Annotated in this window: 20 protein-coding genes and 1 pseudogene; 5 read left to right on the top strand and 16 right to left on the bottom strand. The window is 65.7% G+C overall.

Features of this window, described 5'->3' with window-relative positions:
- Positions 1–60 precede the first annotated feature (60 nt).
- Both ACLQ7E_RS18320 and ACLQ7E_RS18315 read right to left on the bottom strand, forming a co-directional pair.
- Positions 61–903 (bottom strand): alpha/beta fold hydrolase, encoded by an 843-nt coding sequence (locus tag ACLQ7E_RS18320; RefSeq protein WP_411734012.1) that lies wholly within the window; start codon positions 901–903, stop codon positions 61–63.
- A gap of 264 nt (positions 904–1167) precedes the next feature.
- Positions 1168–1392 carry a helix-turn-helix domain-containing protein gene (locus ACLQ7E_RS18315; protein WP_411734011.1) on the bottom strand — a complete coding sequence of 75 codons (225 nt, stop codon included), beginning with the start codon at positions 1390–1392 and terminating at the stop codon, positions 1168–1170.
- Positions 1393–1739: 347 nt separating this feature from the next.
- On the opposite strand from ACLQ7E_RS18315, the gene ACLQ7E_RS18310 reads away from it, so the two are divergent.
- Positions 1740–3110 carry an NAD(P)-binding protein gene (locus tag ACLQ7E_RS18310; RefSeq protein WP_411734010.1) on the top strand — a complete coding sequence of 457 codons (1371 nt, stop codon included), beginning with the start codon at positions 1740–1742 and terminating at the stop codon, positions 3108–3110.
- 696 nt (positions 3111–3806) lie between these two features.
- Here the strand turns inward: ACLQ7E_RS18310 and ACLQ7E_RS18305 are convergent.
- The 5 genes from ACLQ7E_RS18305 to ACLQ7E_RS18285 form a co-directional block, all read right to left on the bottom strand.
- A complete protein-coding gene (locus ACLQ7E_RS18305; protein ID WP_411734009.1) occupies positions 3807–4886 on the bottom strand; it encodes a LacI family DNA-binding transcriptional regulator in 1080 nt (359 codons plus the stop codon).
- A 38-nt stretch (positions 4887–4924) separates the two neighbouring features.
- On the bottom strand, positions 4925–5812 hold the full coding sequence (locus ACLQ7E_RS18300; RefSeq protein ID WP_411734008.1) for a glycerophosphodiester phosphodiesterase family protein: 888 nt from the start codon (positions 5810–5812) through the stop codon (positions 4925–4927).
- A 1-nt stretch (position 5813) separates the two neighbouring features.
- A complete protein-coding gene (locus tag ACLQ7E_RS18295) occupies positions 5814–7604 on the bottom strand; it encodes an ABC transporter permease (RefSeq protein WP_411734007.1) in 1791 nt (596 codons plus the stop codon).
- Entirely contained in the window at positions 7601–8728 is a 1128-nt protein-coding gene (locus ACLQ7E_RS18290) for an ABC transporter ATP-binding protein (protein WP_411734006.1), read from the bottom strand. Before ACLQ7E_RS18290 ends, ACLQ7E_RS18295 begins: the two co-directional genes overlap by 4 nt.
- Positions 8729–8789: 61 nt before the next feature.
- Positions 8790–9869, bottom strand: a complete 1080-nt coding sequence (locus tag ACLQ7E_RS18285; RefSeq protein ID WP_411734005.1) for an extracellular solute-binding protein — start codon at positions 9867–9869, stop codon at positions 8790–8792.
- Positions 9870–10146: 277 nt separating this feature from the next.
- On the opposite strand from ACLQ7E_RS18285, the gene ACLQ7E_RS18280 reads away from it, so the two are divergent.
- On the top strand, positions 10147–11577 hold the full coding sequence (locus ACLQ7E_RS18280; protein WP_411734003.1) for a glycerophosphodiester phosphodiesterase family protein: 1431 nt from the start codon (positions 10147–10149) through the stop codon (positions 11575–11577).
- A 316-nt stretch (positions 11578–11893) separates the two neighbouring features.
- Here the strand turns inward: ACLQ7E_RS18280 and ACLQ7E_RS18275 are convergent, their stop codons facing one another.
- Together ACLQ7E_RS18275 and tdh are read right to left on the bottom strand one after the other, a co-directional pair.
- Complete coding sequence (locus ACLQ7E_RS18275) at positions 11894–13093, bottom strand: glycine C-acetyltransferase (RefSeq protein ID WP_411734002.1); 1200 nt, start codon at positions 13091–13093, stop codon at positions 11894–11896.
- Between the two features lie 47 nt (positions 13094–13140).
- Positions 13141–14187, bottom strand: coding sequence for an L-threonine 3-dehydrogenase (tdh, locus tag ACLQ7E_RS18270; protein WP_411734001.1), 1047 nt, complete (start codon positions 14185–14187; stop codon positions 13141–13143).
- 130 nt (positions 14188–14317) lie between these two features.
- On the opposite strand from tdh, the gene ACLQ7E_RS18265 reads away from it, so the two are divergent.
- Positions 14318–15226 (top strand): LysR family transcriptional regulator, encoded by a 909-nt coding sequence (locus tag ACLQ7E_RS18265; protein ID WP_411734000.1) that lies wholly within the window; start codon positions 14318–14320, stop codon positions 15224–15226.
- A 41-nt stretch (positions 15227–15267) separates the two neighbouring features.
- Here the strand turns inward: ACLQ7E_RS18265 and ACLQ7E_RS18260 are convergent, their stop codons facing one another.
- From ACLQ7E_RS18260 to ACLQ7E_RS18250, 3 genes are read right to left on the bottom strand one after another with little or no spacing between them, the layout of a single operon-like run.
- On the bottom strand, positions 15268–16197 hold the full coding sequence (locus tag ACLQ7E_RS18260; RefSeq protein ID WP_411733999.1) for an aminoglycoside phosphotransferase family protein: 930 nt from the start codon (positions 16195–16197) through the stop codon (positions 15268–15270).
- Positions 16194–16589, bottom strand: a complete 396-nt coding sequence (locus ACLQ7E_RS18255) for a VOC family protein (RefSeq protein WP_411733998.1) — start codon at positions 16587–16589, stop codon at positions 16194–16196. Before ACLQ7E_RS18255 ends, ACLQ7E_RS18260 begins: the two co-directional genes overlap by 4 nt.
- Positions 16586–16975 carry an ArsR/SmtB family transcription factor gene (locus tag ACLQ7E_RS18250; protein WP_411733997.1) on the bottom strand — a complete coding sequence of 130 codons (390 nt, stop codon included), beginning with the start codon at positions 16973–16975 and terminating at the stop codon, positions 16586–16588. The genes ACLQ7E_RS18255 and ACLQ7E_RS18250 overlap by 4 nt, the downstream gene beginning before the upstream one ends.
- Before the next feature lie 226 nt (positions 16976–17201).
- On the opposite strand from ACLQ7E_RS18250, the gene ACLQ7E_RS18245 reads away from it, so the two are divergent.
- Together ACLQ7E_RS18245 and ACLQ7E_RS18240 are read left to right on the top strand one after the other, a co-directional pair.
- Positions 17202–18260, top strand: a complete 1059-nt coding sequence (locus ACLQ7E_RS18245; protein ID WP_411733996.1) for an SH3 domain-containing protein — start codon at positions 17202–17204, stop codon at positions 18258–18260.
- 121 nt (positions 18261–18381) lie between these two features.
- Positions 18382–20181, top strand: coding sequence for an HNH endonuclease signature motif containing protein (locus ACLQ7E_RS18240; RefSeq protein WP_411733995.1), 1800 nt, complete (start codon positions 18382–18384; stop codon positions 20179–20181).
- A gap of 159 nt (positions 20182–20340) precedes the next feature.
- On the opposite strand, the gene gatB is transcribed toward ACLQ7E_RS18240, so the two are convergent.
- The 4 genes and pseudogenes from gatB to ACLQ7E_RS18220 all read right to left on the bottom strand — a co-directional run bounded on the left by gatB (position 20341) and on the right by ACLQ7E_RS18220 (position 25256).
- Positions 20341–21849 carry an Asp-tRNA(Asn)/Glu-tRNA(Gln) amidotransferase subunit GatB gene (gatB, locus tag ACLQ7E_RS18235; protein WP_411733994.1) on the bottom strand — a complete coding sequence of 503 codons (1509 nt, stop codon included), beginning with the start codon at positions 21847–21849 and terminating at the stop codon, positions 20341–20343.
- A pseudogene (gatA, locus tag ACLQ7E_RS18230) lies at positions 21849–23426 on the bottom strand (Asp-tRNA(Asn)/Glu-tRNA(Gln) amidotransferase subunit GatA). Before gatA ends, gatB begins: the two are co-directional and overlap by 1 nt.
- Before the next feature lie 3 nt (positions 23427–23429).
- A complete protein-coding gene (gene gatC, locus ACLQ7E_RS18225; RefSeq protein WP_028272567.1) occupies positions 23430–23726 on the bottom strand; it encodes an Asp-tRNA(Asn)/Glu-tRNA(Gln) amidotransferase subunit GatC in 297 nt (98 codons plus the stop codon).
- 102 nt (positions 23727–23828) lie between these two features.
- Entirely contained in the window at positions 23829–25256 is a 1428-nt protein-coding gene (locus ACLQ7E_RS18220; RefSeq protein WP_411733993.1) for a CitMHS family transporter, read from the bottom strand.
- Positions 25257–25258: the final 2 nt, after the last annotated feature.

Raw genomic sequence — 25258 nt, 5'->3', positions numbered from 1 at the left:
CAGCCGGTGCCAAGTGCCGCGGCGGTGCGCTGCCTGTGCGTCGTCTCAGGATGTTCCGGGCTACTTCCCCATGAAGTCGAGCAGGGCCGCATTGACCTCCGCCGCATGGGTCCACAGCAGCCCGTGGGGCGCCCCCTCGATTTCCACGTAGTCGGCCTCGGGCAATAACAGGCGGAACCGGCGCGCCGTGGCGTCGATCGGCAGGATATTGTCTTCCGTGCCGTGCAGGATGAGTGTCGGCTTGCCGCTGGCACCCACCGCTGAGACGTCGTCGCGGAAGTCCTCGATCCAGGAGGAGACGACGGCGTAGGCAGCCACCGGCGCGCTGGAGACGGCGGTGTTCCAGTTCGCCGTTACCACTTCCTGGCTGATCCGCGACCCCAGGGTCTCCTCAAGGTTGTAGAAGTTGGAGAAGAAGCTCGTGAACCAGGCAAAGCGGTCTCCCCGGGCCTGCTCGGCGATTCCGTCGAAGACGTCCTGCGGAACGCCCTCGGGGTTGTTGTCCCGCTGCACCAGGAACGGCTCAAGCGAGGCCAGGAAGGCAAGCTTTGCGATGCGCTTGTGCCCGGACCTGGCCACGTAGCGGGCCAGCTCGCCGGTGCCCATGGAGAAGCCGACCAGGATCGCTTCGTTCAGGTCGAGGGTTTCGAGCACCGTGTCCAGGTCCGACGCGAAGGTGTCGTAGTCATACCCCGTGCCGACCTTGCTCGATTGGCCGAAGCCGCGGCGATCGTAGGTAATGACGCGGTAGCCGGCCTCGAGCAGGGCCCGGGTCTGGCGCTCCCAGCTTTGTCCATCGAGCGGGTAGCCATGGATCAGCACCACCGGCTGGCCCGCGCCTTGGTCTTCGTAGTACAGGTCTATCGATGTGCTGTTTTCTTTTCCAACGCTGATGAACCCCATGGAGGAATTCCTTCCATTCGATGCCGCGTACGATCGCTTTCCGGATCTGTCACTCACGCTAGAGAACCGCTGTTCCGATTTCAAGCATGGTCGGGGTCGTGAGGCCGGATGAGGCCCGCCGACGCATTCCCTTGGCTACGAAGAACCGCTGCCATGGCGAGAGGCACCCCGCCCTCCGCACGGGGACGTTGCCAAGTGGTTCGTGTGCGTCGGCGTGTGTTGGCTCGGCGAGGTCGCCGTCCCCGGCCGGTGTGGTGTCCGGCGTCAGGTGGTCCCGGGTGGGTGTCCCGGTGCCGCCGCGTGTTGCTCGGCAATCAGGTATTCCTCCACGGCCTGGGCGGGGACGCGGTAGGACCGGCCAAATCGCACGGCCGGCAGTTCCCCCGAATGCACCAACCGGTAGACGGTCATCTTTGATACACGCATATCCAGCGCGACCTCGGCCACCGTCAGGTAATGCGCGTTCTCGAACCCCTTCAGATCCACCATTTCGTCCCCAATCGAATTGTCTTCATCCCCAGATGAAACAGCTGACTCCGTGCACCACTTCAACCCCAAGTGCAACGTTGTTCCCATGGTAGACATCAGGACCCGGCAACACCATGGAAAAGACATTGCATTTGGGCTACGGTGCGCTCAAGTTGGGCATGCCGTGCAGGACAACAACCGTCCCGCAATACAGGGCGGGATTCGCGCGGCAGACGACCCCGGACATCCTTGAGGGAACGCACATTGGTTGCGCAATAAATACGCCCCTCCTGCGCCCCGCAATCTTCATTTCATGCGTCCCCGTTAGCGCTATGGATACCCCGTCGTCGCGGTGCTTCAATTGGTCCATGACGCACAATGTGCAGGCAGACTACCTCGTGGTCGGGGCCGGCGCCATGGGCATGGCGTTCGCCGATGCGCTGATTGACCACGCCGACGTACGCGTCGCCCTGGTCGACCGGCGCCACGGCCCGGGCGGGCATTGGCTCGATGCCTATCCCTTTGCCCGTCTGCACCAGGCTTCCGCATTTTATGGTGTCTCCTCGACGTTGCTGGGCGATCGCCGGGTGCAGCAGCACGGTCCGGAGGCCGGCCTCCACGAGCGGGCCGACGTCTCCGAAATCTGCGCCTACTACGCCCACATCCTGACCGACCGGATGCTGGGTTCCGGAAAGGTCGAGTTCTTCAACAACTGCGAATACGTTGCCGATCGGAAGATCGTCTCGCATATCTCCGGCCGGCGGTTCGAGGTGCCGCCGACGTGCCGGATCGTCGACGCTCGCTACCTCGCACCCGACATCCCCTCGGTCACGCCGCCGCACTTCGGCGTCGAGGACGGAGTCCGGGTGGTTCCGGTCAACAACCTCGCCCACATCGTGGATGCTCCGAGCCAGTATGTGATCGTGGGATCGGGCAAGACGGCTACCGACGCCTGCATCTGGTTGCTGGCCCATGGCGTGGATGAGGCAGCGATCTGCTGGGTGCGGCCGCGCGATCCCTGGATGCTCAACCGGGCGGTGGTCCAGCCGGATCCGGCGGTGTTCCTCGGCATGGCCGCCGACACCATGGATGCGGCGGCGGCGGCGACATCGCTGGAGGATCTGTTCCTTCGGCTGGAAGATGCAGGAGTCATGCTCCGCATCGACAGGGCGGTCACCCCGACGATGGCAAAGACGCCGACGCTGGCGCACTGGGAGCTGGAGAAACTGCGCACGATCGAGCATGTGGTGCGGCTGGGACATATCCGGCTGGTGGAACGCGGGCGCATCACCCTCCAGGAGGGGGCGGTCCCCATCGCGCGGGACGCGCTAGTCGTGCACTGTGCGGCATCCGGCCTGCGCTACCCGCCGACGATCCCGATCTGGGGACCGCAGGAGATCACGTTGCAGCCGATCCGGGCCGGGTTCCCGTGCTTCGGGGCGGCACTGGCCGGATACGTGGAAGCGACGCGTGATGACGACGCGGAAAAGAACCGGCTCTGCCCGCCGACGCCATATCCGAACACGCTGGCGAGTTGGGCTCTCATGCAGGTCCTGGGCACCCGCGCGGCGATGTCGTTCGGATCCGAGCCCGACATCAAGGCCTGGGCCGACACCGTGGCGCTCAACCCCGCGCGGGTCCCACCCCAGGACGGCAGATCGGCGGCGTTGAAGGACTCGCTCTCTCGACTAAAAGCCCAAACTCCGGCGGGAATTGCCAGGCTGGCCGAGTTGGTCTGAGCTGTGGCGGAGGTATCCCCGGTACCGCTATATTAAAGACCTTCTCCTACAACCGTAGTGAGAAGTAACAACGAAGAGAACGGAAATATGTAGATGCGCGGAAGCAATCTTGTATGGACAATCGTAGGCGTTCTTGTGGCCATTGCCTTGGTGATCTGGATCGTTTCGGCGGTCTAGAGTGACTTCTCTGTGTTGGTACGAAGAAGCCCGGCCATAGTTTTAGGGGCATCTTCTAGAAGGACTTGGAATGCAGGCACCGTTTGTATTCCAAGTCCTTCTGTCCATGTTGTGAATGGATTCCAATTGGCATTCATGAGGTCCTCAGCACATCGTTCCCAAGATCCATATTGCCGCGATCGGGTGAAGGGGCTCGTGTCACGATTCTTTGGATTTTGAACACCCCGGCCGGACCTTCAAAAAATGACAATGCGCCACCGAACCTCCTCGCAAAGCCAATCCCCAATCCACTTCCGCCAGAAATGTTCAGGACATTTTTCGTGCGCTTCAAGCCATCTCCACCAGTCTTTACGATGGACTGCGCTTAGCTCCTGCACCCGGCTCGTCGCCGCTATGGGTAGCGCCCTGCAGAGAGGCCGTGGGTGATCGCGGCTGCCCACCGGTGCGGCAGCGAGTCCGAGCCGTTATCGCCGGCCGGCGCGCGTCCCTGCAGGCCGCGCGGAGCGGGTGCCGACTTGCTTACGCGACCGGGCCCAGCGTTGTCCCGGGCACGAATTCGCCGGCAAACTTTTCGTGGCGGACCTCGGCTCCGCCAGGGTTGCTCATGAGGCGCTCGAGGACCTCGACGCCGCGTTCGGCGACCTGCTCCACCGGGATGCGCAGGGTCGTCAACCCGATCAGGTCAAGGCCAGGGATGATGCCGTCGCAACCCGTCACGGAAATGTCGCCCGGAACATCCAGTCCGGCGGCGCGGGCGGCGCGCAGGAAGATCATCGCGCGGTTGTCGTTCGGGAACATCGCGGCGGTGGCCTGGCCGTCGCGTGCCAGCTCCAGGATGCGCCCGACGCCGGCCTCGGGCTGGCCAAAGGCATCGGTCTCGACCCGGTGGACGGTGATGCCGCGGCCTTCCAGGTGGACGGCCATGGAGCTGCCCCGGCGGTTCTCCGCGGTTGAGACCCGGGCGGCCGGTATCAGCACCGCCACGGACACGTGCCCGGCGGAGGCGACCTTGTCGGCCAGCGTCGCACCATGGACGTCCTCGTCGTAGGAGACCCCGTGGATCCGGGGATGGTCCTCGACCCGGCCCACCGATACCACCGGCACGCTGTCCAGGAACGGCTCCAGGTCGGCCGCCTTGATCACGCCGGTGGACACAATCAGGCCGCCGACGCGCAGGCCAAGCATGCGGCGCAGGGCGGCGAGTTCGTCCTCTGCCCCTACCTTCCAGTGCGGCACTGCGGTGATGAGCTCCAGCCCGTGGTTGCTTACCGCTTCCTGCACGAGCGAGTGGAGCTGGCCGTACGCAGGATTCCGAGGGTCCCGCAGCAGCAGGCCGACCAGGTCTGACTTGCGCTTGGAGAGTCCCTGCGCCATGGCATTTGGCACGTAGCCCAGTTCGCGCACGGCATTGAAGACCTGCTCGCGCGTTTGGGGGGAAACCGGCGGGTTGCCCACCAGAACCCGGGAGACGGTCGCACGGGAGACATTGGCGGCCCGCGCCACGTCCTCCATCCGGACCTTCAGGCCCTCGCGCCGCACCTCCGCGACAGGGCGGGAGTGGGATTCCTCCATCATCCGCGCCCTTGGCATTTCGGGCATGCTCCGCTCCCCTTCCCTTTCTTCACTAGGTCCAATCCTCATCCTATGGCCATTCCCCCGGCGCTCCGGGCCGACTCCACCAGTCGGCGGTCGCGGTAGGGAACCAGCAGGGACGGCCAGTCGGTCTGGATGATGTCGGCACCCAGGCCGATCAGCTGGCCCCAGCCCTCGTCCGGCGATCCGAGCACGGAGGTCTCGTCGTCAAAGCCCGCGAAGAGCGGGACCCGGTTGCTCAAGTTGATCGCGTTCAGCAAGACGAACAGGCCCTGTCCGTGCAGCCACCGGATGTACCCGGGTTCGACGAACTCGTGGTCGGGGCTCGGGGCGATCAATTCCATGCCCACGGTGTTGATGCCTTCGGTCGCCAGCACCCGGAGCACCTCCTGGTGGGACCTGACTATCGGCGCGTAGGGGTACTTCACCGGGTGCGCGGCGAGCGTATCCAACAGTTCCGTCTCAACGGGCGACTTGAACAGCAGGCGGCCAGGTTCCGGCAGTCGGTCCAGGACGGGTAACAACCGCGGCCATGAATTCCAGGAGCGGTCCACGTTGAACAGGGTCGTCGGCTGAGCCAAAAGCACGTCTTCCAGCTTGGCCACCCGCAGGGGCTCCCCCGGGTGCGAGCACCACTTGTAGCCCAGCTCCAGGATCTGCGCCGTGGAGAGCGTGCGGATGTTCTCGGCAATGCCGAAGTGCATCGCTTCGTAGCCGTCGTGGAACAGGAAGAAGTCCCCGTCGGTGGATTCGACGACGTCGATTTCCACCATGTCGGCCCCCTGGGCCAGGGCCGCGGCGACGGCGGGCCCCGTGTTCTCCGCGATGCTGCCCAGCCCGGTGCCACGGTGCACCGCGACCAGCGGCTGCCGCCGTTCGAAGGCGGCGTTGAGCGGCTCGTTGATCCGTTCGTAGTTAGTCTGTCCAAACATGTCAGTTCCTCTGGTTTCGTAACTTTGCGGGCATCGCGGCGGGTTCAGTTGGGGTATCCGCCGGTGGTGCTGCATGCGCCTTTTTCCTGCGGCGCCCGGTGGAGGGCCCGCCGTAGACCAGCCACATGGTGGTCGCGGTGATCAGCATGAGCAGCACGGTGTAGACGAAGGTCAGCGCCGTGCCGTCGTTAAGCGTGTCCTCCGCTGTGGCGTTCTTGATGACAATGCCCAGCGGCTGGTAGAGCGGGTGCGAGACAAACACCGCGGTGTCGTAGTCATCGAGCAGGCTGTTGAAGTTCAGCGCCGCGATGGCCGCCGCGGTCGGCGCCACCACGGGCAGCAGCACCAGGCGGAAGGTGGTCAGCGGGCCGGCCCCGAGGATCGCCGCCGCCTCCTCGAGCTGGTCAGGGACCCCGGTGAATGCTGCCTTGAGCATGCGCAGGGTGAACGGGATCTTCAGGATCACGTAGGTGATGCCCAGCAGCGCCACCGTCCCTGTCAGCACCATGTTGCCCATGATCCAGCTGGCGTGGTCGTAGGCGATGACCAACCCCAGGGCAATCAGCGTCGAGGGCAGGATCCACGGGATGTGCAGCACGAATTCGATGAACGCGGTCACCCTGTTGCGGTACTTCTGCAGCAGGCGTGCCACGAACAGCATGCCGGCAACCACAGTGATCGAGGCGAAGGCGCCGTAGCCGATCGAGACCAGGAAGGGCCAGAAGGCCTCGTAGTCGGTGAACACCAGTTCGTAGTTCGCCAGCGTGAAGCTGCCCCACGACAGGGTCCCGGAGCTGATCGCCGAGGCGCTGGTGAAGGAGAAGACCACGATCAACAGCGGAGGCAGCACGTACACGGCCAGCAGCAGGTAGGCGGCTGCATGTACCGCGGCGTTGGCCCACCGGTTTTCGATCCTCTGCTTTTTCAGCGCCGCCGGGACCTTGGACACTGCGAAGTAGGTTCCGCCCTTCTCCATCCGATTCAGGATTCCCAGCAGGACCATGGTGGAGATCCCGAGCACGATTGCAAGCGTGGCGGCAAGGTCGCGCGAGGACGGGGAGTTGGCGAAGGTCAGGATCATCGGCGTGATGGTCTGGAATTCGGTGCCGCCCAGGACCTGGGGCGCGGCCAGCGCGCCGAGGCCACCCAGGAACGTCAGGATGGTGATGGCGTAGAGCATGGGGCGGATGGTCGGCAGCACGATGGTGAGCAGCACCCGCCACGTGGAGGCGCCCATCATCTTGGCCGCCTCCACGGTCTGGAAGTCAACGCGCGCCAGCGCATTGGTCATGAACAGCAGGTGGTTGCCGGTGCCGGCAACCGTCATCACGAACACCACGGCGGCCATGCCGGTGAACCAGGCACGGTCCATCTCCGGAAATGCGCCGGCAAGCAGGTTCGTCACGAAGCCGTGCTCGCCGTAGATGATCTTGTAGCCGGCCACCTGGACGATGCCGCCGTAAATCAGCGTGGTCGCATAACCCAGGTAGAGGAAGCGGGCGCCCCTGATGTCGAAGTACCGGGTGGCCAGCACGATGAAGACGCCGACCAGGTTGACCGTCACCGAAAGCACCACGGCCAGCCCGAAGCTGTTGCGCAGCGAGTCCATGGCCCGCTGTGAGGAGCCCAGCCGCTCCAAGGCGCGGAAGCTCGGCTTGCCGTCGGGTACGAAGACCTCGCCCAGCAGCCGCAGGTTCGGCCACACCAGGAAGGCGGCCGAGAACCACAACAGCACCACTGCCACCACGATGAACAGCGGGGAGCGCAACATCTTGCGCACCGAGGTGCTCATCGGGAACCCTCCGCGACCATCGGCGCGCTCTCTGCCGGTTCCGCCACGGCCTGTTCGGTTTCGGCCCGCGCATCCTCGTACTGCAGCACGTCCGCCGGATCGATGCCCACGACCACCGGGTCGCCCGCCGCGAAGCCGGGGTGCCCGGTCTCTTGGAGCATCCCCTTGACCACTCCCTGGTCGCGTCCGGCCAGCTGGACGCGGTAGCTGCTGTAGACCCCGTGGTACTGGCGCGAGAGCACGGTGCCCGGCAGCATGAGCCGCGCGCCGTTCCCACGCGAGACTTCGTCCGGGGTGTGCAGCCCCACCTTCTCCACACGGAGGTACGACGGAGCGCGGGCATCCAGCCCGCCCGTTCCGCGGGCGCCGCGGGCGTTCTCGGCGAGGGCGGCGACGGTTCCGGCGGCAAGCCGATTGACGTCGCCGATGAAGTTGCAGACGAACTCGGTGGCCGAACGCATGTAGACCTCCTGCGGGGTTCCCACCTGCTCAATCCGGCCCTTGTTCATCACGGCGATCCGCGTGCTCATGGTCAGCGCCTCATCCTGGTCGTGGGTGACGTAGACGGTGGTGATGCCGAACTGCTCCTGCAATTCCTTCAGCTGGCCACGCAGTTGGTGGCGCAGCTTGGCATCCAGGTTGGACAGGGGCTCGTCGAGCAGCAGGATCTTGGGGCGCAGCACCAGGGCGCGGGCGATGGCGACGCGCTGCTGCTGGCCGCCGGACAGCTCCGTCACGCCCTTGCCCAATTGTTTGCCGTCCAGTTCCACCGCCGCCGCGATCTCGTCCACGCGCCGCATGGTCTCGGCCTTGGAGACTCCGGAAACCTTCAGCCCGAAGCCGATGTTCTCACGGACCGTCATGGTCGGGAACAGCGCATAGTTTTGGAAGACCATGCCGATCTGGCGGCGCTGGCTGGGCAGGTGGGTGACCCGCTTGCCGTCGATGTGGACCTCTCCCGCGGTGGGATCGATGAACCCGGCCAACGTGCGCAGGGCGGTGGACTTGCCGCAGCCCGAGGGGCCGAGGAGGGTGAAGAACTCCCCTTCCTCGATTCTCAGGTTGAAGTCGGGAAGCGCGTGGAATTCGTCGAAAACGACGTCGATGTTCTCATATGTGATCATGGCGGTGGTCCTGTCCTCTCAGGTGTCCGGGTTTCCACGGGCACCTGAGAGTGGGGAATTCCTACTTCCGGTACTCGAGTTCGATCTTTTCGACCCAGGCATCGATGTTTTCGGCCACCAGCGCCCAGTCGATGTCCTGTGGGGTGAAGGCGTTGGTCTGCGCGATGGCCTGCTGGTCGGCGTTCGCGACGGCCTTGGTGTTGGTCGGCGCGGTGAAGAACTCGTTGGACCAGTCGGCCTGCACCTTGGCGCTGCCGAACCAGTCGATGAAGTCCTGCGCGGCTGCGGCTTGGTCGGTGCCCTTGACCATCGCCACGTGCTGGACGGAGAACGGCACGCCTATTTCCGGCTGGACGGCCTGGGTCTTGAGGCCGTACTCCGCCTCGCGACTGTTCTTGCCGGCGAGCCACATCTGGCCGGCGTCGATCGTGCCGGCCTTCATCCGCGCGTAGAGGTCCTCGCCCTTGACGGCGGTGTTTCCGTGTTCGAAGTACGCGGCCATCTGGTCCCAGCCCTCCTGGCTGATGCCGAGCTCGCCCTTCGGATCGGCGTAGCGGTCCAGGATGCCGGAGTAGACCATCTGCGTGGTCGCGCCGGTGGAAGCCAGGGGCACCTCGTAGCGGCCCTTGAACTCGTCCTTGGTCCAGAGGTCGGTCCAATCCTTGGGTGCATCGGCGGGCTCGTAGGCTGCCTCGTTGAAGACCAGCATGATCGGCTCGCGTACGATCGGCCAGAATGTCTTGCCCTCTTCATCGCCCATCGCGGCGTCGACCTCGCCGGACCAGGCCGGGGTGTAGGGCTCGAGCACGTCCTGGGCCTTGAGCTTCTCGAAGTACACGTTGTTCATCCCGAAGGTCACATCGGCGATCGGGTTGTTCTTCTCGGCGCTGAGCCGGTTCATGACATCGCCGCCGCCGAGGTCGACCAGCTCCACGTCGAAGCCGGCTTCGGCGGCCTGGGCCGTCAGCCAGTCGCCTCGCCCGTCGGAGACGGAGTTGCTGTAGACCACCAGGGTGTCGCTGCTTCCCCCGGCCGAGGCCGGGTCGGACCCCGGCGCGCAGGCAGTCAGGAGGATCGATCCGGCGACCAGGGCGGACGCCGTGGTGAGGATGCGGTGTTTGGTGAATGGTCGGACATTCATGGGGTAGCTCCGGCTTCTTGGGCTCGATGGGTGTATCCACAGTTGGGATGAACGCGCGATCATACGTGAGCAGACTTTTCCCCGCACCATCTGATTTGTGGGATGCACCCGAATGAACGCGCGTTCATTACCCAGTGTGCAGGCGGTCTTCAACCGGGCGGCCAATATCGGGTGAACCGGAAATGAACAGAGCGCCGAAAGGACTATTGCCTCCGTCACCTGCAGTTAGGCTGGGAACGACTTTTCTCCGCTCCGCACCGTAGTAGGAGCGATTCCGATGAATCACCGCACACTTACCGCAACCGCCTGCCTCTTGCTGGCTCCCCTCGGGTTGGGCCTCGCCGCACCGGCTCTTGCCGCACCGGCTCTTGCCGCACCTTCCCCCGGCGCGGGTTCGGACACCAACCTGTCCTTCCAGCAAATCAAGGAAGAGCTCGCGAACCATTCGCCGTCCGCCAAGCTGCTGGTGGCCGCCCACCGCGGCCAGTGGCGCGAGGCCCCGGAGAATTCCCTCACAGCCATCGACCTGGCCATTCAGGACGGGGCCGAGATCGTGGAGATCGACGTGCGCCTGACCAGCGACGGCGTGCCAGTCCTCATGCATGACACGACTGTGGACCGCACCACGGACGGCAAGGGCCGCGTGGACGAAATGACCCTTGCCGAGATCAAGCAGTTGCACCTGCGCGAGGGCCTGGGCAGCAAGAAGGCCTCCGTCACCAGCCACACCGTCCCAACGCTCGAGGAGGCCATGGCCGTGGTGAAGAACCGGGCCATGGTGAACCTGGACAAGGGCTGGGACTACCGCGAACAGATCCTGCCGGTCCTCAAGGCGACGGGGACCGTTGATCACGGCATCTTCAAGGGCAGCCCATCCGTCGACGCCGCCGAGGAATTCATGGCCCGCGACGACCGGATCCAGTACATGCACATCGTGAACGACGCCACCGCAGCGGAAGCCTTCGCCTTCGAAGGCCGGCAGCCCGTGGCGGTGGAGGTCGTCTTCGATTCCGTCTCCGATGCCCAGGCCCAGCCCGCTTACCTGGAAAAGCTGGCCGGCCAGAGCCGCGTGTGGGTGAACTCCATGTGGAACTCGCTGGCGGCGGGGAACACGGACGAAGCCGCACTCCGTCAGGATACCGCGCTCGGCTGGGACAACCTCGTCACCAACTACCGCGCCACCATGATCCAGACGGACAACGTGGAGACCCTCGACTACTGGCGAGATGGCGGATCCCTCAAGCTGTGGGATCGGCAGCCCGGCACCAACACCGTCCGTGTCCAGGCCGAGGACTTCCTCGGTGGAGCCGACAACCAAGGCGAAACCGACGAGAACAAGTGCCTCGAGCGGACCCTGCGCCCCACCGAGACCGTCGACGCCTGCAACTTGGATGGCTCCAACATCCTCCAGTACATCCGCGACGGCGAATGGGTGACCTACCAAGTCGACGTCGCCACTCCGGGCCGCTACGCCATTTCCGGACGCGTTTCCTCCGACGTCGAACCCGCCGGCACTGTCGCGCTGGACTGGGGCACTGCCCGGGAGGAACCAGTCGCCATCCAAAACACCACCCACAACAGGAACTTCGAACGCCAGGAATGGGACCAGCGCTACCTTGAACGCGGAACCCACCGCTTCACCGTGCATTTCACGGCACCGGATTACGTCTCCCTCGACTACATCCAGTTTGACCGCGCCATCGGCTAATTGATCGGTCTGGGCTTCCAACCGCAAAGCGTCGGCGCCGTCCCATAGGGTGTGCCATATCTGCACCAGCGGCAGGAAACCCCGGAGAGGCGGTGAAACATGGGTAAGTCGTCTAAGCCGTCACAGGCCGCGCTGTCCAAGGCCGGATCCAAACTTGCCTCGGATTCTTCGAGCAAGTCCGCCAAGTCCAAGGCGGGATCGACGCTCGGCAAGGGCTAGGCAATCTAATAGTGTTCGCGGTTCGATTGCGCCTACTTAACGTAGGATCGCCTGCACTCCCTCAATAAGGGAGTGCAGGCGATCCTTTTTGCTGCGTCTAGCGGCTGGCGATAAATGCCTGCACGCAGGCCTCGATATCCTCGGCCGAGTGTGCTGCCGAAAGCTGGACGCGGATGCGCGCGGCTCCCTTGGGCACCACCGGGAAGCTGAAGGCAGTCACGAAGACGCCGTGGTCAAGCATCTTGCCGGCGACCTCGGCGGCCTTGACCGCATCCCCGAACATCACCGGGATGATGGCGTGCTCGCCCTCGAGCAGGTCGAAGCCCTCCTCGGTCATGCGGGTGCGGAAGAGCGCCGCGTTGGCGAAGAGCTTCTCGCGCAGCTCGCCCGAGCCCTCGACCAGTTCCAGCGCCTTCAAGGTTGCCGCGACGATGGCAGGGGCCAGCGAGTTGGAGAACAGGTAGGGACGCGCCTTCTGGCGCAGCATCGCCACGATCTCGCCGCGGCCCGAGACGTAGCCGCCCGAGGCGCCGCCCAGGGCCTTGCCGAAGGTGCCGGTGTAGATGTCCACGCGGTCCGAGACACCCGCGTGCTCGGGGGTTCCGGCGCCGGTGGCGCCCATGAAGCCCACCGCGTGCGAGTCATCGACCATGACCAGGGCGTCGTACTTGTCCGCCAGGTCGCAGATCGCCGCGAGCGGCGCGAGGTAGCCGTCCATGGAGAAGACACCGTCGGTGACGATGATGGTGCGGCGCGCACCCGCCCCGTCGTTCAACGCGGCGGCGGCCTGCAGCTGGGTTTCCAGATCCGCCATGTCCTGGTTCGCATAGCGGAAGCGCGCGGCCTTGGACAGGCGGATGCCGTCGATGATCGAGGCGTGGTTCAGCGCATCGGAAATGATGGCGTCCTGCGGGCCGAAGAGCGACTCGAAGACGCCCCCGTTGGCGTCGAAGCAGCTGGAGAACAGGATGGTGTCCTCGGTGCCCAGGAACTTGGAGACGGCGGCCTCGAGCTCGAGGTGCAGGTCCTGGGTGCCGCAGATGAAGCGGACCGAGGCCATGCCGAAGCCGCGGGAATCCATGGCGTCCTTGGCGGCGGCGATGATGCGCTCATCGTCTGCCAGGCCCAGGTAGTTGTTGGCGCAGAAGTTCAGGACCTGCTTGGCGCTGGAGCCAAGCTCGCCGGCGGAGATGCGGGCGGACTGGGCCGAGTCGATGTGGCGTTCGGACTTGAACAGGCCGTCGGTGCGCAGCTGTGCGAGTTCGGCGGCCAGCTCGTCTTTCATGGTGGTGTACATGTGCTTCTCCTGGAAGTCGCGTCGGAAGGTGGAAGAGGCTTGGGGTTTTAGAAGACGGTCCAGTCGAGGACGACCTTGCCGCCGTGGCCGGAGCGGGCGGCGGCGAATCCGGCCTCCCACTGCGTGGCCGGCAGGTAGTCGGTGACCACCGAGGAGATGCGTTCGCGCAGCACCGGGTTGGAGGTGAGCATGGCGCTCATGGCGTACCAGGTCTCGAACATCTCGCGGCCGTAGATGCCCTTGAGCGTGAGCATGTGGGTGACGACCTTGCCCCAGTCGATGTCGATGGAGCTGGAGGGCAGGCCCAGCATCGAGATGTGCCCGCCGTGGTTCATGTTCTCGATCATCTCCGGCAGGGCCGTGGGGTGTCCGGACATTTCCATGCCGAAGTCGAACCCCTCGACCATGCCGAGCTCGCGCTGGGCATCCTTGATGCGGGTCGCCGACACGTCGATGGCGATGTCCGCTCCCATGCCGCGGGCCAGTTCCAGGCGCTCGGGCGACACGTCGGTGATGGCGATCTTGCGGGCCCCCGCGTGGCGGGCGACGGCGACGGCCATCAGCCCGATGGGTCCGGCACCGGTGATCAGCACGTCCTCGCCCACCAGCGGGAAGGACAGGGCGGTGTGCACGGCGTTTCCGAACGGGTCGAAAATCGCACCGAGTTCCGGGGTGATCGAGGGATCCCGGTGGACCCACACGTTGGCCTCGGGGATGACGACGTATTCGGCGAAGGCGCCGTCGCGCTGCACGCCCACCGAGACGGTGTTGATGCACATCTGGCGTCGGCCCGCCCGGCAATTTCGGCACATCCCGCAGACCACGTGGCCCTCGCCGGAGACCCGGTCCCCGACCTTTACGGTGTGGACGTCGGAGCCGACCTCCACGACCTCGCCGTAGAACTCGTGGCCCGGGATCATCGGCGCCTTGATCATGGCCTTCGCTGCGTCGTCGTAGGCCTGGATGTGCAGGTCGGTGCCGCAGATGCCGGCCGTCATCACGCGGATCTTCACGTCGTGGAAGCCGGTTGCGGGTTCGGGGCGGTCCACGAGCTCGAATCCGGCGTGGGGTCCGGACTTGTACAGTGCCTTCATCGGTGTTTCCTCACTTGCGCCGGTCCGAGCGCGTTCATGGACGATTCGACTCCAGTCTGGCATCTTGCACCCGCGGTGGATACCTTAGAAGATACACAGGTTTCTCAATCAACGATTTAGGATTTACTACATGGAAGTCCATCAGTTGCAGATCCTGCGCGAACTCGGGGACCTCGGCTCGGTCAAGGCCGTGGCCAGCGCCCTCTATGTCACCCCTTCGGCGGTCTCGCAGCAGCTTGCCCAGCTGCAGCGCAACATCCACGTGCCGCTGACCCGCAAGGAGGGGCGGAACCTGGTGCTCACCGAGGCCGGCGAGGTTCTGGCCGCCGCCGGGGCCTCGGTGATCTCCTCGCTGGCGGCAGCGCGCGCGGCGATCGGCGAGTTCCAGGAGAGCCCCGCCGCCCCGGTGTCCGTCGCCGGCTTCCACTCCGTGGGCCAGGCGCTCTTCGGCCCGCTACTGGCCAAGCTCGACGCACCCGGCGCCCCGGTGCCGCAGTTCTTCGACGAGGACGTCGCCCAGCAGGATTTCCCGGCGCTGACCGCCCGCTACGACCTGGTGCTGGCCCACCGCATGGACTACTCCCCGCCCTGGCCCGCTGACAGGGTGGTCGTTTCCGCGCTCGCGCATGAGCCGCTGGACATCGCGATTCCCGCCCACCACCGGCTCGCGGCCAGGGAGACGCTGCTCCCGGCGGACCTGGTCGGCGAGCGCTGGGTCGTCAGCCGCGAGGGCTACTCCCCCGCCGACGTACTCAAGGCCATCAGCGCGGTCTCCGGCGACGCGCCGCGGGTCATCCACCGCATCAACGACTACGCCACCGTCGCCGCGCTGGTTGCCTCCGGGGACGTGCTGGGCATCATCCCGCGCTACACCGCCGGATCCGCCCTGGGCACCTCCGTGGTGCTCCGTCCCCTCGAAGGCATCGCCAACCGGCGGCGCATCGACCTGCTGGCCCGGCCCGAGTCCATGCACCGGCGCAGCGTGCAGCTGGTGGCAGCGGCCATGGGCGAGGCCATGGCCGAACTCAGCGCCGGCTGACAACGCCGGGCCGCACCGATGCGTGGAGTCGACGGCTGCGCCTATGAATCCTGCAGCAATTGCTCGATGCCGTGGGTTCCGACGCCGTGCAACGGGTCGCCGGCCGGCAATCCGGCCATCAGCGCCGCGTAGTTCGCCGCCCACGCCCTGGCCCGGACCCAGGTCCCGGGCGAATACAGTCCGTGGCCCGCCAGCCGCTCGCGGAATTCCGTGCGTCCCCGCGGCGTGAAATGCAGCCACGCAACCGCCAGGTCGCTGGCCGGGTCCCCCGCGGTCAGGTCCCCGAAGTCGATCACCGCGCTGAGTCGGGCCACCGCGTGCCCCGCACCGGCGCCGGCGTCGGACGCGTCGTCATTAACGAGCATGTTGTGCGGGTGCGGATCCCCGTGCAGCCACAGGCGCGGACCGACGTGCGCCGCCTCGGCAAGCCCCCGCTCCCAGATGGCCAGCAGCGCCACGCGCTCCGGGGCGGCCACTGCCTGGAAGCGCGCCCGCACCGCCTGGTCCCGATCCCGCAGTGGCACACCGCGCACCGGGTTGCGCGGCGCATCGGCCGGGGCCGGCACATGCAGCGCCCGGAAGAACGCCGCCAGCACCGCGGCATAGCCGTCGCGCGCCTCCGCCGGCACCGAAGCCGCGCTGTCACCGGCCAGCCAGGGCACGATCACCCAGTGGTACGGGTAGCCCTCCCCCGGCTTCCCGCGATGCACCGGAACCGGAACCGGAAGCGGCAACCGCGGCGCCAAAAACGGCAGCCAGCGCATCTCGTTGAGCAGCAGCGCATGGGCCACGTCCCGGCGCGGCAGGCGCACCGCCAGGTCGGGACCCAAGCGGTAGATGACGTTGTCCCAGCCGTCGTCGGCGAACCCCGGCTCCAGGTGGGCCAGGTCCGGGAATTGCGCGCGCACCAAGGCACCGACCAATTCCGGATCGACGCCCACGTCGGCGGCCGGTCGGGGCGTGGGGTTCACGCGCCCTCGTTCATCGCCGCGATCTGGATCAGGTTCCCGCAGGTGTCATCGAACACCGCGGTGGTCACCGGCCCCATCGCGGTCGGCGGCTGGGTGAACACCACGCCCAGTCCTGTCAGCCGGTCGTACTCGGCCTGCACGTCGGCCACCGCGAACGAGGTGAACGGGATCCCGTCGGCCACCAGCGCATCGCGGAACGGCCCCACGGCCCGGTGGCCGGCCGGTTCCAGCACCAGCTCCACCCCGTCGGGATCCTCGGGCGAGACGACTGTCAGCCAGGAGACGTCCCCCATCGGGATCTCGGTCTTCTTCTCGAAACCCAGCGTGGTCGTGTAGAACTCCAGCGCCTGAACCTGGTCGGTGACGAAGATGCTGGCAAGGTTGATCCTCATGGCTTTTTCCCTTTCGACGATGACGAAGCGCCCGCGCGCGGTGCGCCCGGGTCCGTGGTCTTGGTGTGCGTGGTGATGGTGTCGGATTCGGTGCCGGCGTAGGCCTGCCCGGCCGCCGGCCAGCGCACCGCGATCTGCTGCAGCGGCGAGGTGTCCAGGTAATGGAATTTGTATCTGCCGGACCGCTCGCTGTGCACCAGCCCGGCCGCCTCGAGCACCTGCAGGTGTTGCGAGATCGCCTGCCGGCTGGGATTGATCCCGTGCCGCGAAGCCAGCCGGTTGCAGATCTCAAAGAGTGTCTGCCCGGAGCGCTCCACCAGCTCGTCCAGGATCACGGCCCTGGTCGGGTCCGCCAGTGCCTTCAACAGCTCTTCCACAACAACCATTAAGGCAAGCCCACGCTTGCCTGTCAAGGGTCCGGACCCGATCTTCGAACCCTTCTGACCCGCCGTAGGTGTTGAATCCGTCCCCCCGGCGGCACTGACCACGATAAATCGGCACCGGAACAGGTAATTCCCGGGCACGGCGACCCCTTGTCCACGTGGTGTCCGCGGACGAGAATGACCCGGTAAGAGACCTGCTTGGGGCTGGTCGGACTTGGGGGGAAGCGTCATGGTTCTGTCTACGGGCCTGTTCAGGGCAATCTCCGGCACGGCTTGCGGAATTCTGGCGGCCGCCAGCATTGCCACCGGAGCCGCCGCGGCTCCGCCCACGGTGCACCAAGCGGCCACAATCACGGTTGCGCAACCCGCGGCCATGCTGCCCGCCGCTTCCGGGCCCGTGGCGGTGGCGACGGCCAAGTTGGCCTCGTGGCTGACCACCCAGGCCAACTTGAATCTTCGCACGGGGAACAGCACGCGCAAGAGGATCATCCTCACCATGCCCAAGGGCACGAGCGTCAAGGTCCATGCCCGCGCCTCCAACGGCTGGTACAAGGTCACCCACAAGTCGCGCACCGGCTGGGCCAGCGGCCGGTACCTGGCCGCCAAGAAACCCGTCAACTCCTCAAAATCGAAGCTGCCGTCCATTCCGCTCTCCCACCAGAACCGCGGGCCCAACAAGACCTCGCGCGTAGTCTTGACCTACGACGATTGCCCGCGCAACCTGTCCTCGTTCAAGGCCGTGATCAACTACGCGGCCAAGTCGAACATCGGCCTGGTGATCGCTCCCACCGGAGACTGCCTGGTCTCCTTCAGACATCGCTACGGGGTGGACCTGGCTGCATTGGCCCGCGCCAAGGGGCAATGGGTCATTAATCATTCGGTCAATCACGTGGACCTGCGCTGGCTTTCCTGCACGCAGGGAGCCCGCGAGCTGCGCGGCACCGGTGTCCGCACCAACTACGGCCGCCCTCCCTACGGTGCGATCAACTCCAGGGTGCGTTGCGCCTATTCACGAGCGGACATGAAGATCTGGACGTGGACCCACGACACCCTGGACTGGATGGTGCGTTCGAAGTCGACCACCGTCGCGCGGGCCGGGGCGGCTCGACGAGGCGACACCGTGCTGATGCACATGCAGTGGGAAGGGTTCACCCCGGATTCCATTCGACAAATCCGGAATCGGCTCTCCGACCGCGGAATCGGCCTCTGCCGTGCCTACCACGGGAAGGACGGCCGGGGTGCCGTGGCCAGGACACCTGTCTACCTCCCGTCCTCGTTGCCCTGTTGAATATTCGGCGTTCCTAGATTGGCCGCATATCCCTATTCAGGTGCTTCTGCCCCCTGCAGCAGTTATCCACATCCCCGCGCATCGCGCCCCGCAGCGGCATTCAGCGGCGCATGCTTGAACCATGACCACAGCAGCAGCCATCGCCCTGCTCGCGGGAGACCGCGAGGATCCGAGGTACCCCGCGACCCCGGTCGATGAGCTGCGCGCCTACACCGCTTTGGTTCGGGGGCTTGAGGAGCTGGGGCCGCGCATCGCCAAGCACACGACCTCGCCCGCGGATGCCGCCTACTTCGTCCAGGTGGTCGAGCGCGCCGACCGCACCATCGGCTTTGCCCAGCTCTCGGCCACCGATCTGGCCCAGCGCACCCTGGTCCACGAATTGCCCGAGGACGCCTTGGTCGGGATCAACCAGTGCCTGGCGAACCCGGAAGCCTACATCGACGGCGACATCGCTCTTCCCGAAGGCCCCGCCACCCCTCCCAAGGGACGGCCCACATTCAAGGACACCGCCGAGTTCCTGCAGCACACCTTTCGCATCGGCTTCATTGAGGCCCGGGACCGTGTGCAGGCCGCCACCCGCTTCTTCCCGCACACCGATGTCCACGGCATCGAGCAGCCCCCGCAATTCCCGTTGCTGGCCGAAGCACTCGCGGGTGGCAAGGCCTCACCCAACCAGCTTGCCGAGGCCGCCAAGAAACTTGAGCGGTTGCAGCCGGAGATCAAGCAGTACCCGAACTCCGAGGAGCTTGCCGCCCGGCTCGAGGCCAACGTGGCCGACTCCGTGCGGGAAGAAGACCCCCGAACCACCAACAAGTTGTTCAGCGCCATCGGGGTCTCGCTCGCTGGGGGCGTCAAGGAACCTTCCGAGGAAGTGCTGCGCGCCAAGCTCGGCGCGTTCTACCGCGGCACAAACGCCGGGATCGCCGAGTTTCTGCTGCGCGTCCGGGCGGCCGACGCCGAGGCCCTGCTTGCACTCTTTGCCCAAATGGACAACCCGCGCACCAAGGCAGGGAACCGCGACGCATTGCTTCAGCAGGCAAGCAACGGATGGAACGATGCCGATGCCTCCAATACTTCCAACGATTCCAACGATTCCAACGATTCCAACGATTCCAACGAATCAGATGCTGCCACCCCCGAGGACGGAAACGACACGCAACCCGGCACCGCGCCCTCGCTCCCGGACTTCCCCGATTTCCTGGTTGATCCGTCAACGGGCCTCCCGCTGACCGACCCCGCCGAAGCCAACAAGCTCACCTTGGACCCGGTGCCCTCCGAAACCAACATCCTCGAAGCCATGAACAACACCGAATATGGCTCCGACGGCCTCACTCCACCGCAGCGGCATCTTCAGGGTTTGATGAACCTGCTCAAGACCAACGGCAGACCACCCAAGGGAACCAAGACCACGGGGCTTCCCTCACCGGAAATATTCATCATCACGACGCTGGCCGAGCTCGAGGGCCGGGCGGCGCAAACCGGTCTCACGCTGCACGGACAGAAATACACCCCGGCCGAACTCAGGCATGCCCTGTGCATTGGCGGCGCGATCCCCATCACGATGAACGGGGAAAGCCGGATCCTGGATCTGGGCACTGAGCAGCGCTACTTCCCCGACTACATGCGCAAGACAATCCTCGCCATCTACGGCGGGTGTATCTTCCCCGGGTGCACTGTGCCACCGGAGCACTGCGAGATCGACCATGACGACGAATGGGCCAAGGGCGGAACAACCAGGATCAATGACGGGAGGCCGTTCTGTTCGGGGCACCACCATGCCAGGCACACGGGGCTGATCGACGTCGTTCGGGACACCGACGGGCTCTTTTCCGTCATCCTGCCCAAATTTATGGATCCCGAGCAAACGCCCCGACGCAACAACTTCTGGCGGCAGTTCAACAGCAACCCGTCGTTGTTCTAGTTTTCCTGGCTTGCCAAACACGGAAGCGCCCGGGCGGGCACTCCCCGACTCGTGGTCGACAGCGGTGCGAACCATGAACCAGTCCGTTCCCTAACGAAGTCGAGCCCCGGTCCCCCACACAAGGTGGGGAACCGGGGCTCGATGCGTTACGGCGAGGAACTAGCCCTCAATGCCCAGCTTCTCCAGCACCAATTCGCGCACACGGCCCGCGTCGGCCTGTCCGCGGGTGGCCTTCATGACCGGGCCCATCAGCGCACCAATGGCCTGCAGCTTGCCGCCCTTGACCTTGGCGACCACGTCGGGCATGGCCTCCATGGCGGCGTCGATGGCGGCACCAAGTGCCGAATCGTCGTTCACCACGGCCAGCGAGCGCTTTTCGACGATCTCCGACGGGGTTCCCTCGCCGGCGACCACGAACTCGAGCACCTGGCGGGCGATCTTGTCGTTGATCTTCTTGCCCTCGATCAGCGAGTTCAACTCGACGATCGTGGCCGAAGTGACGCCCATGTCCGAAACGTCCTTGTCGGCGTTCTTGGCCAGGCGGGCGATCTCGCCCATCCACCACTTGCGCGCCACCGCGGCGGTCGTGCCCGCGGCAATGGTTTCCTCGATCTGCTCGGTGACACCGGCATTCACAACGTCACGGAACTCTGCATCCGAGTAGCCCCAGTCGGCCTGCAGGCGCTTGCGGCGCTCGGCCGGCGGCTCCGGCAGGGTGGCGCGCAGTTCCTCCACCCATTCGCGGGAAGCGACGATCGGCACGAGGTCAGGCTCGGGGAAGTAGCGGTAGTCGTCGGCGTCGGACTTGGCCCGGCCCGACGTCGTCGACCGGGTGTCCTCGTGCCAGTGGCGCGTTTCCTGGATGACAGGCTCGCCGGAGTCCAGGACGGCGGCGTGGCGCTGGATCTCGTAGCGGACGGCGTGTTCGACGGCGCGCAGCGAGTTCACGTTCTTCGTTTCCGAGCGGATGCCGAAGCGTTCGCGGCCGTGCGGGCGCAGCGACACGTTGGCGTCGCAGCGCACGTTGCCGCGCTCCATCTTCGCGTCCGAGACGCCGAGGTTCTTGACGATCTCACGCACCGCGGCGACGTAGGCCTTGGCCAGCTCAGGCGCACGGCTGCCGGCACCCTGGATCGGCTTGGTGACGATCTCCACCAGCGGGACGCCGGAACGGTTGTAGTCCACCAGCGAGTAGTCGGCGCCCTGGATGCGGCCTGCTGAGCCGCCCATGTGCGTCAGCTTGCCGGCGTCCTCTTCCATGTGGGCGCGCTCGATTTCAACACGGAAAACGGTGCCGTCAGACAGTTCGATGTCCAGGTAGCCGTCGTACGCGATGGGTTCGTCGTACTGGGAGGTCTGGAAGTTCTTCGGGGTGTCCGGGTAGAAGTAGTTCTTCCGGGCGAAGCGGCAGGTTTCGGCGATCTTGCAGTTCAGCGCGAGGCCGATCTTGATGGAGGACTCGATCGCGGTCCGGTTCACCACGGGCAGCACGCCCGGCATGCCGAGGTCCACCTCGTTGACGTTCGTGTTGGGCTCGTCGCCGAAGACGTTCGGCGCCGAGGAGAACATCTTGGTCTTGGTGTTGAGCTCCACATGGACCTCAAAGCCCAGGACGGGATCGTACTTCTCCATGGCCTCTTCGAAGCTCAGGGTTGCGTCAACGCTCATTATTTTGCCTCCTGGGTTTCGAGGGTCTCGACAGGCTCGACCACCGAGGTGGCCAGAGCCGGGGCCTGGGCCAGGAGCGGTCCGCCCCATTGAGCCTCAAGCAGGGATTCAAGGACAGCACCCACCCGGTACAGGCGTGCGTCCTGGCGGGCCGGGGCCAGCAGCTGGATGCCGACGGGCAGGCCGTCCTCGTCCGCCAGGCCGCCGGGCAGGGACAGGCCCGGAACGCCGGCCATGTTGGCCGGAATGGTGGCGACGTCGTTCAGGTACATGGCAAGGGGGTCGTTCAGCTTCTCGCCCAGTTTGAAGGCCGTGGTGGGGGCCGTCGGGGAAATCAGCACGTCCGCCTTGGCGAAGGCTGCCTCGAAGTCACGCTGGATCAGGGTGCGGACCTTCTGGGCCGAGCCGTAGTAGGCGTCGTAGTAGCCGGCGGACAGCGCGTAGGTGCCCAGGATGATGCGGCGCTTGACCTCGTCGCCGAAGCCTGCTGCGCGGGTGGCACCCATCACGCGTTCGATGGTGAGCGGAGCATCCTTGGGCAGGACGCGCAGTCCATAGCGGACGCCGTCGAACTTGGCCAGGTTGGAGGAGGCCTCCGAGGGCATGATCAGGTAGTAGGCGCCGAGCGCGTACTTGAAGTTGGGGCAGGACACCTCAATGATTTCCGCGCCGGCCTGCTTGAGCAGCTCCAGCGATTCGTTGAAGCGGTTCTCGACACCGGACTGGTAGCCCTCGCCGTGGAGTTCCTTGATGATGCCGATCTTCATGCCGTCCACGTTGCCCAGCCGTGCGGCGGCAACGAGGTCCTCGAGGGGGTCCGGCAGGGACGTGGAGTCATAGGGGTCGTGGCCGCCGATGACCTGGTGCAGGAGGGCCGAGTCCAGCACGGTCCGGGAGACGGGGCCGATCTGGTCCAGCGAGGAGGCCATCGCGATGGCGCCGTAGCGGGAAACGCTGCCGTAGGTGGGCTTGACGCCCACGGTGCCGGTGACGGCGCCGGGCTGGCGGATGGATCCGCCGGTGTCCGTGCCGAGTGCAAGGGGTGCTTCGAAAGCGGCGACGGCCGCTGCCGAGCCCCCGCCGGAACCGCCCGGGATCCGGTCCAGGTCCCACGGGTTGCGGGTGGGGCCGTAGGCCGAGTGCTCCGTGGAGGAACCCATGGCAAACTCGTCGAGGTTGGTTTTGCCCAGGATGGGCATCTTGGCGTCCCGCAGGCGTTTGACGACCGTGGCGTCGTACGGGCTGTGCCAGCCTTCGAGAATCTTGGAGCCGGCCGTGGTGGGCTGGCCGACCGTGACGATGAGGTCCTTGACGGCGATGGGCACGCCGGCGAGCTCGTGGAGCTCTGCGGCGGCGGCGCCGCCAGCGGCGCGGATGGCGTCAACTTCGGCGGCGACGGCCAGCGCTTCCTCGGTGTTGACGTACAGGAAGGCGTGGACGCCGCGGGGGCCGCCGTCAACTGCTGCGATGCGGTCCAGGTAGGCCTGGGTGACCTCGACGGAGGTGACCTCCCCGGCAGCAAGCTTCTGGGCGAGCTAGGCCGCGGAGAGGCGGATGAGTTCGTTGGTGTCAGTCATGTGTCAGTCCTCATCCAGGATGGCCGGAACCTTGAAACGGCCTTCGTATGCGTCGGGGGCACCGCTCAGGGACTGCTCCGCCGTGAAGGTGTGGCCCACAACGTCCTCGCGGAACACGTTCGTCAGCGGGATCGGGTGGGAGGTTGCCGGGACGTCGTCGCCGGCGGCTTCACTCACGGATTTCACTGAATCAACGATGACGGCGAGTTCGCCGGCCATCCTGTCCAGCTCTTCAGCACTCATTTCGATGTGAGCGAGCCGCGCGAGGTGCGCGACGTCGTCACGGTTGATCGCAGCCATGGATCTCCCCTGCAAAGTTCGAATTGTTTTCCGAACCAGTCTAGTGGGGAAACGTCAGTGCCGCGGTCCCGGCCACGAGGGCCAGCCACAGGCAGCTTCAGACTAACCGATACCGATGGCTCCCGTCAGCATTCCCACACCAAGCATTACGAGGGAAATGACAGCCGTGCGCCACAAGACCTTCTTGTGGTGGTCGCCGAGGTCCACTTTGGCCAGCGAAACCAGCAGCAGGATGGCCGGGACCAGCGGGCTCTGCAGGTGGAAGGGCTGTCCGGTGATGGAGGCCCGCGCCATTTCGGCGGCGCTGACTCCGTAGTGCGCGGCCGTCTCGCTGAGCACCGGCAGGACGCCGAAGTAGAAGGCGTCGTTGCTCATAAAGAAGGTCATGGGGATGCTGAGGACGCCGGTGATGACTGCCAGGAACGGGCCCATTTCGGTCGGGATGATCTGGACCAGCCACCCGGACATGGCCTCCACCATTCCGGTGCCGGTCAGGACACCGGTCAGGACTGCGGCCGCCATCACCATGCTCACCACGGCCACGATGGACGATGAGTGGGCCACCAGCTGAGCGCCCTGTTCCTTGACGTTGGGAAAGTTCACTACCAGCGCGATGGCCGAACCGACCATAAAGACGAACGGCAGCGGCACGAGGTCGGCCACGAGCATAACCATCACGGCGACAGTCAGGACAAGGTTGAACCAGACCAGCTTGGGGCGGAGCGTGGAGCGGTTGGGGTCCAGGGCGGTGTCGGCCAGCCCTCCGTCCTGTTCTTCCACCAGCGTTTCGGTGCGTTCCAGGACAGCTACTGACGAACCTTCCGGAGAGTAGCCGCCGACGGCGGGACTTCCAGTTCCGGGGGTACGTGACCCACTGCGGCCGGTACCGGCGGAGGAAGCGGCCGTGCCGCCGTCGGAAGTGCCGCCGTCGAACTTTCCAGCAGTGAACTGCTCTGCCGTAAGCGGCATTCCCCAGATTTCCGGCGCAGTGGCGCGGAGGCGGTTGCGTTCCTGCAGGCCCAGCAGCCAGGCGAAGCCGAAGACCACAACAAGGCCGGCAATCAGGGATGGGATCATCGGGGCAAATACGTCATTGACGTCCAGGTGGAGCGCGGTGGCGGCGCGGGCAGTGGGGCCGCCCCACGGCAGGATGTTCATGGTGCCGTTGGCCAGGCCGGCCACGCAGGTGAGGACCACGGGGCTCATCTTCAGGCGAAGGTAGACCGGCAGCATGGCGGCGGTGGTGAGGATGAAGGTGGTGGAGCCGTCGCCGTCCAGGGAGACCGCGGCCGCCAGGATGGCCGTGCCGAGCACCACCTTGGCGGGGTCATTGCCGAGCTTGCGAAGGATGAACTTCACCAGCGGGTCGAACAGCCCGACGTCGATCATCAGGCCGAAGTAGATGATGGCGAACATCAGGAGGGCCGCCGTGGACGTCATGGACTTCATGGACTCCAGGACCATGTCCCCGATACCCAGCCCGGCACCGGCGAACAGGCCAAAAACGGTGGGGACGATGATCAGCGCCAGTA

The sequence above is a fragment of the Paeniglutamicibacter sp. genome (assembly GCF_046714615.1).
Classification (GTDB): Bacteria; Actinomycetota; Actinomycetes; order Actinomycetales; family Micrococcaceae; genus Paeniglutamicibacter.
Note: the sequence above shows the minus strand (reverse complement) of the source record. Positions and strands in the feature narration are given on the sequence as shown.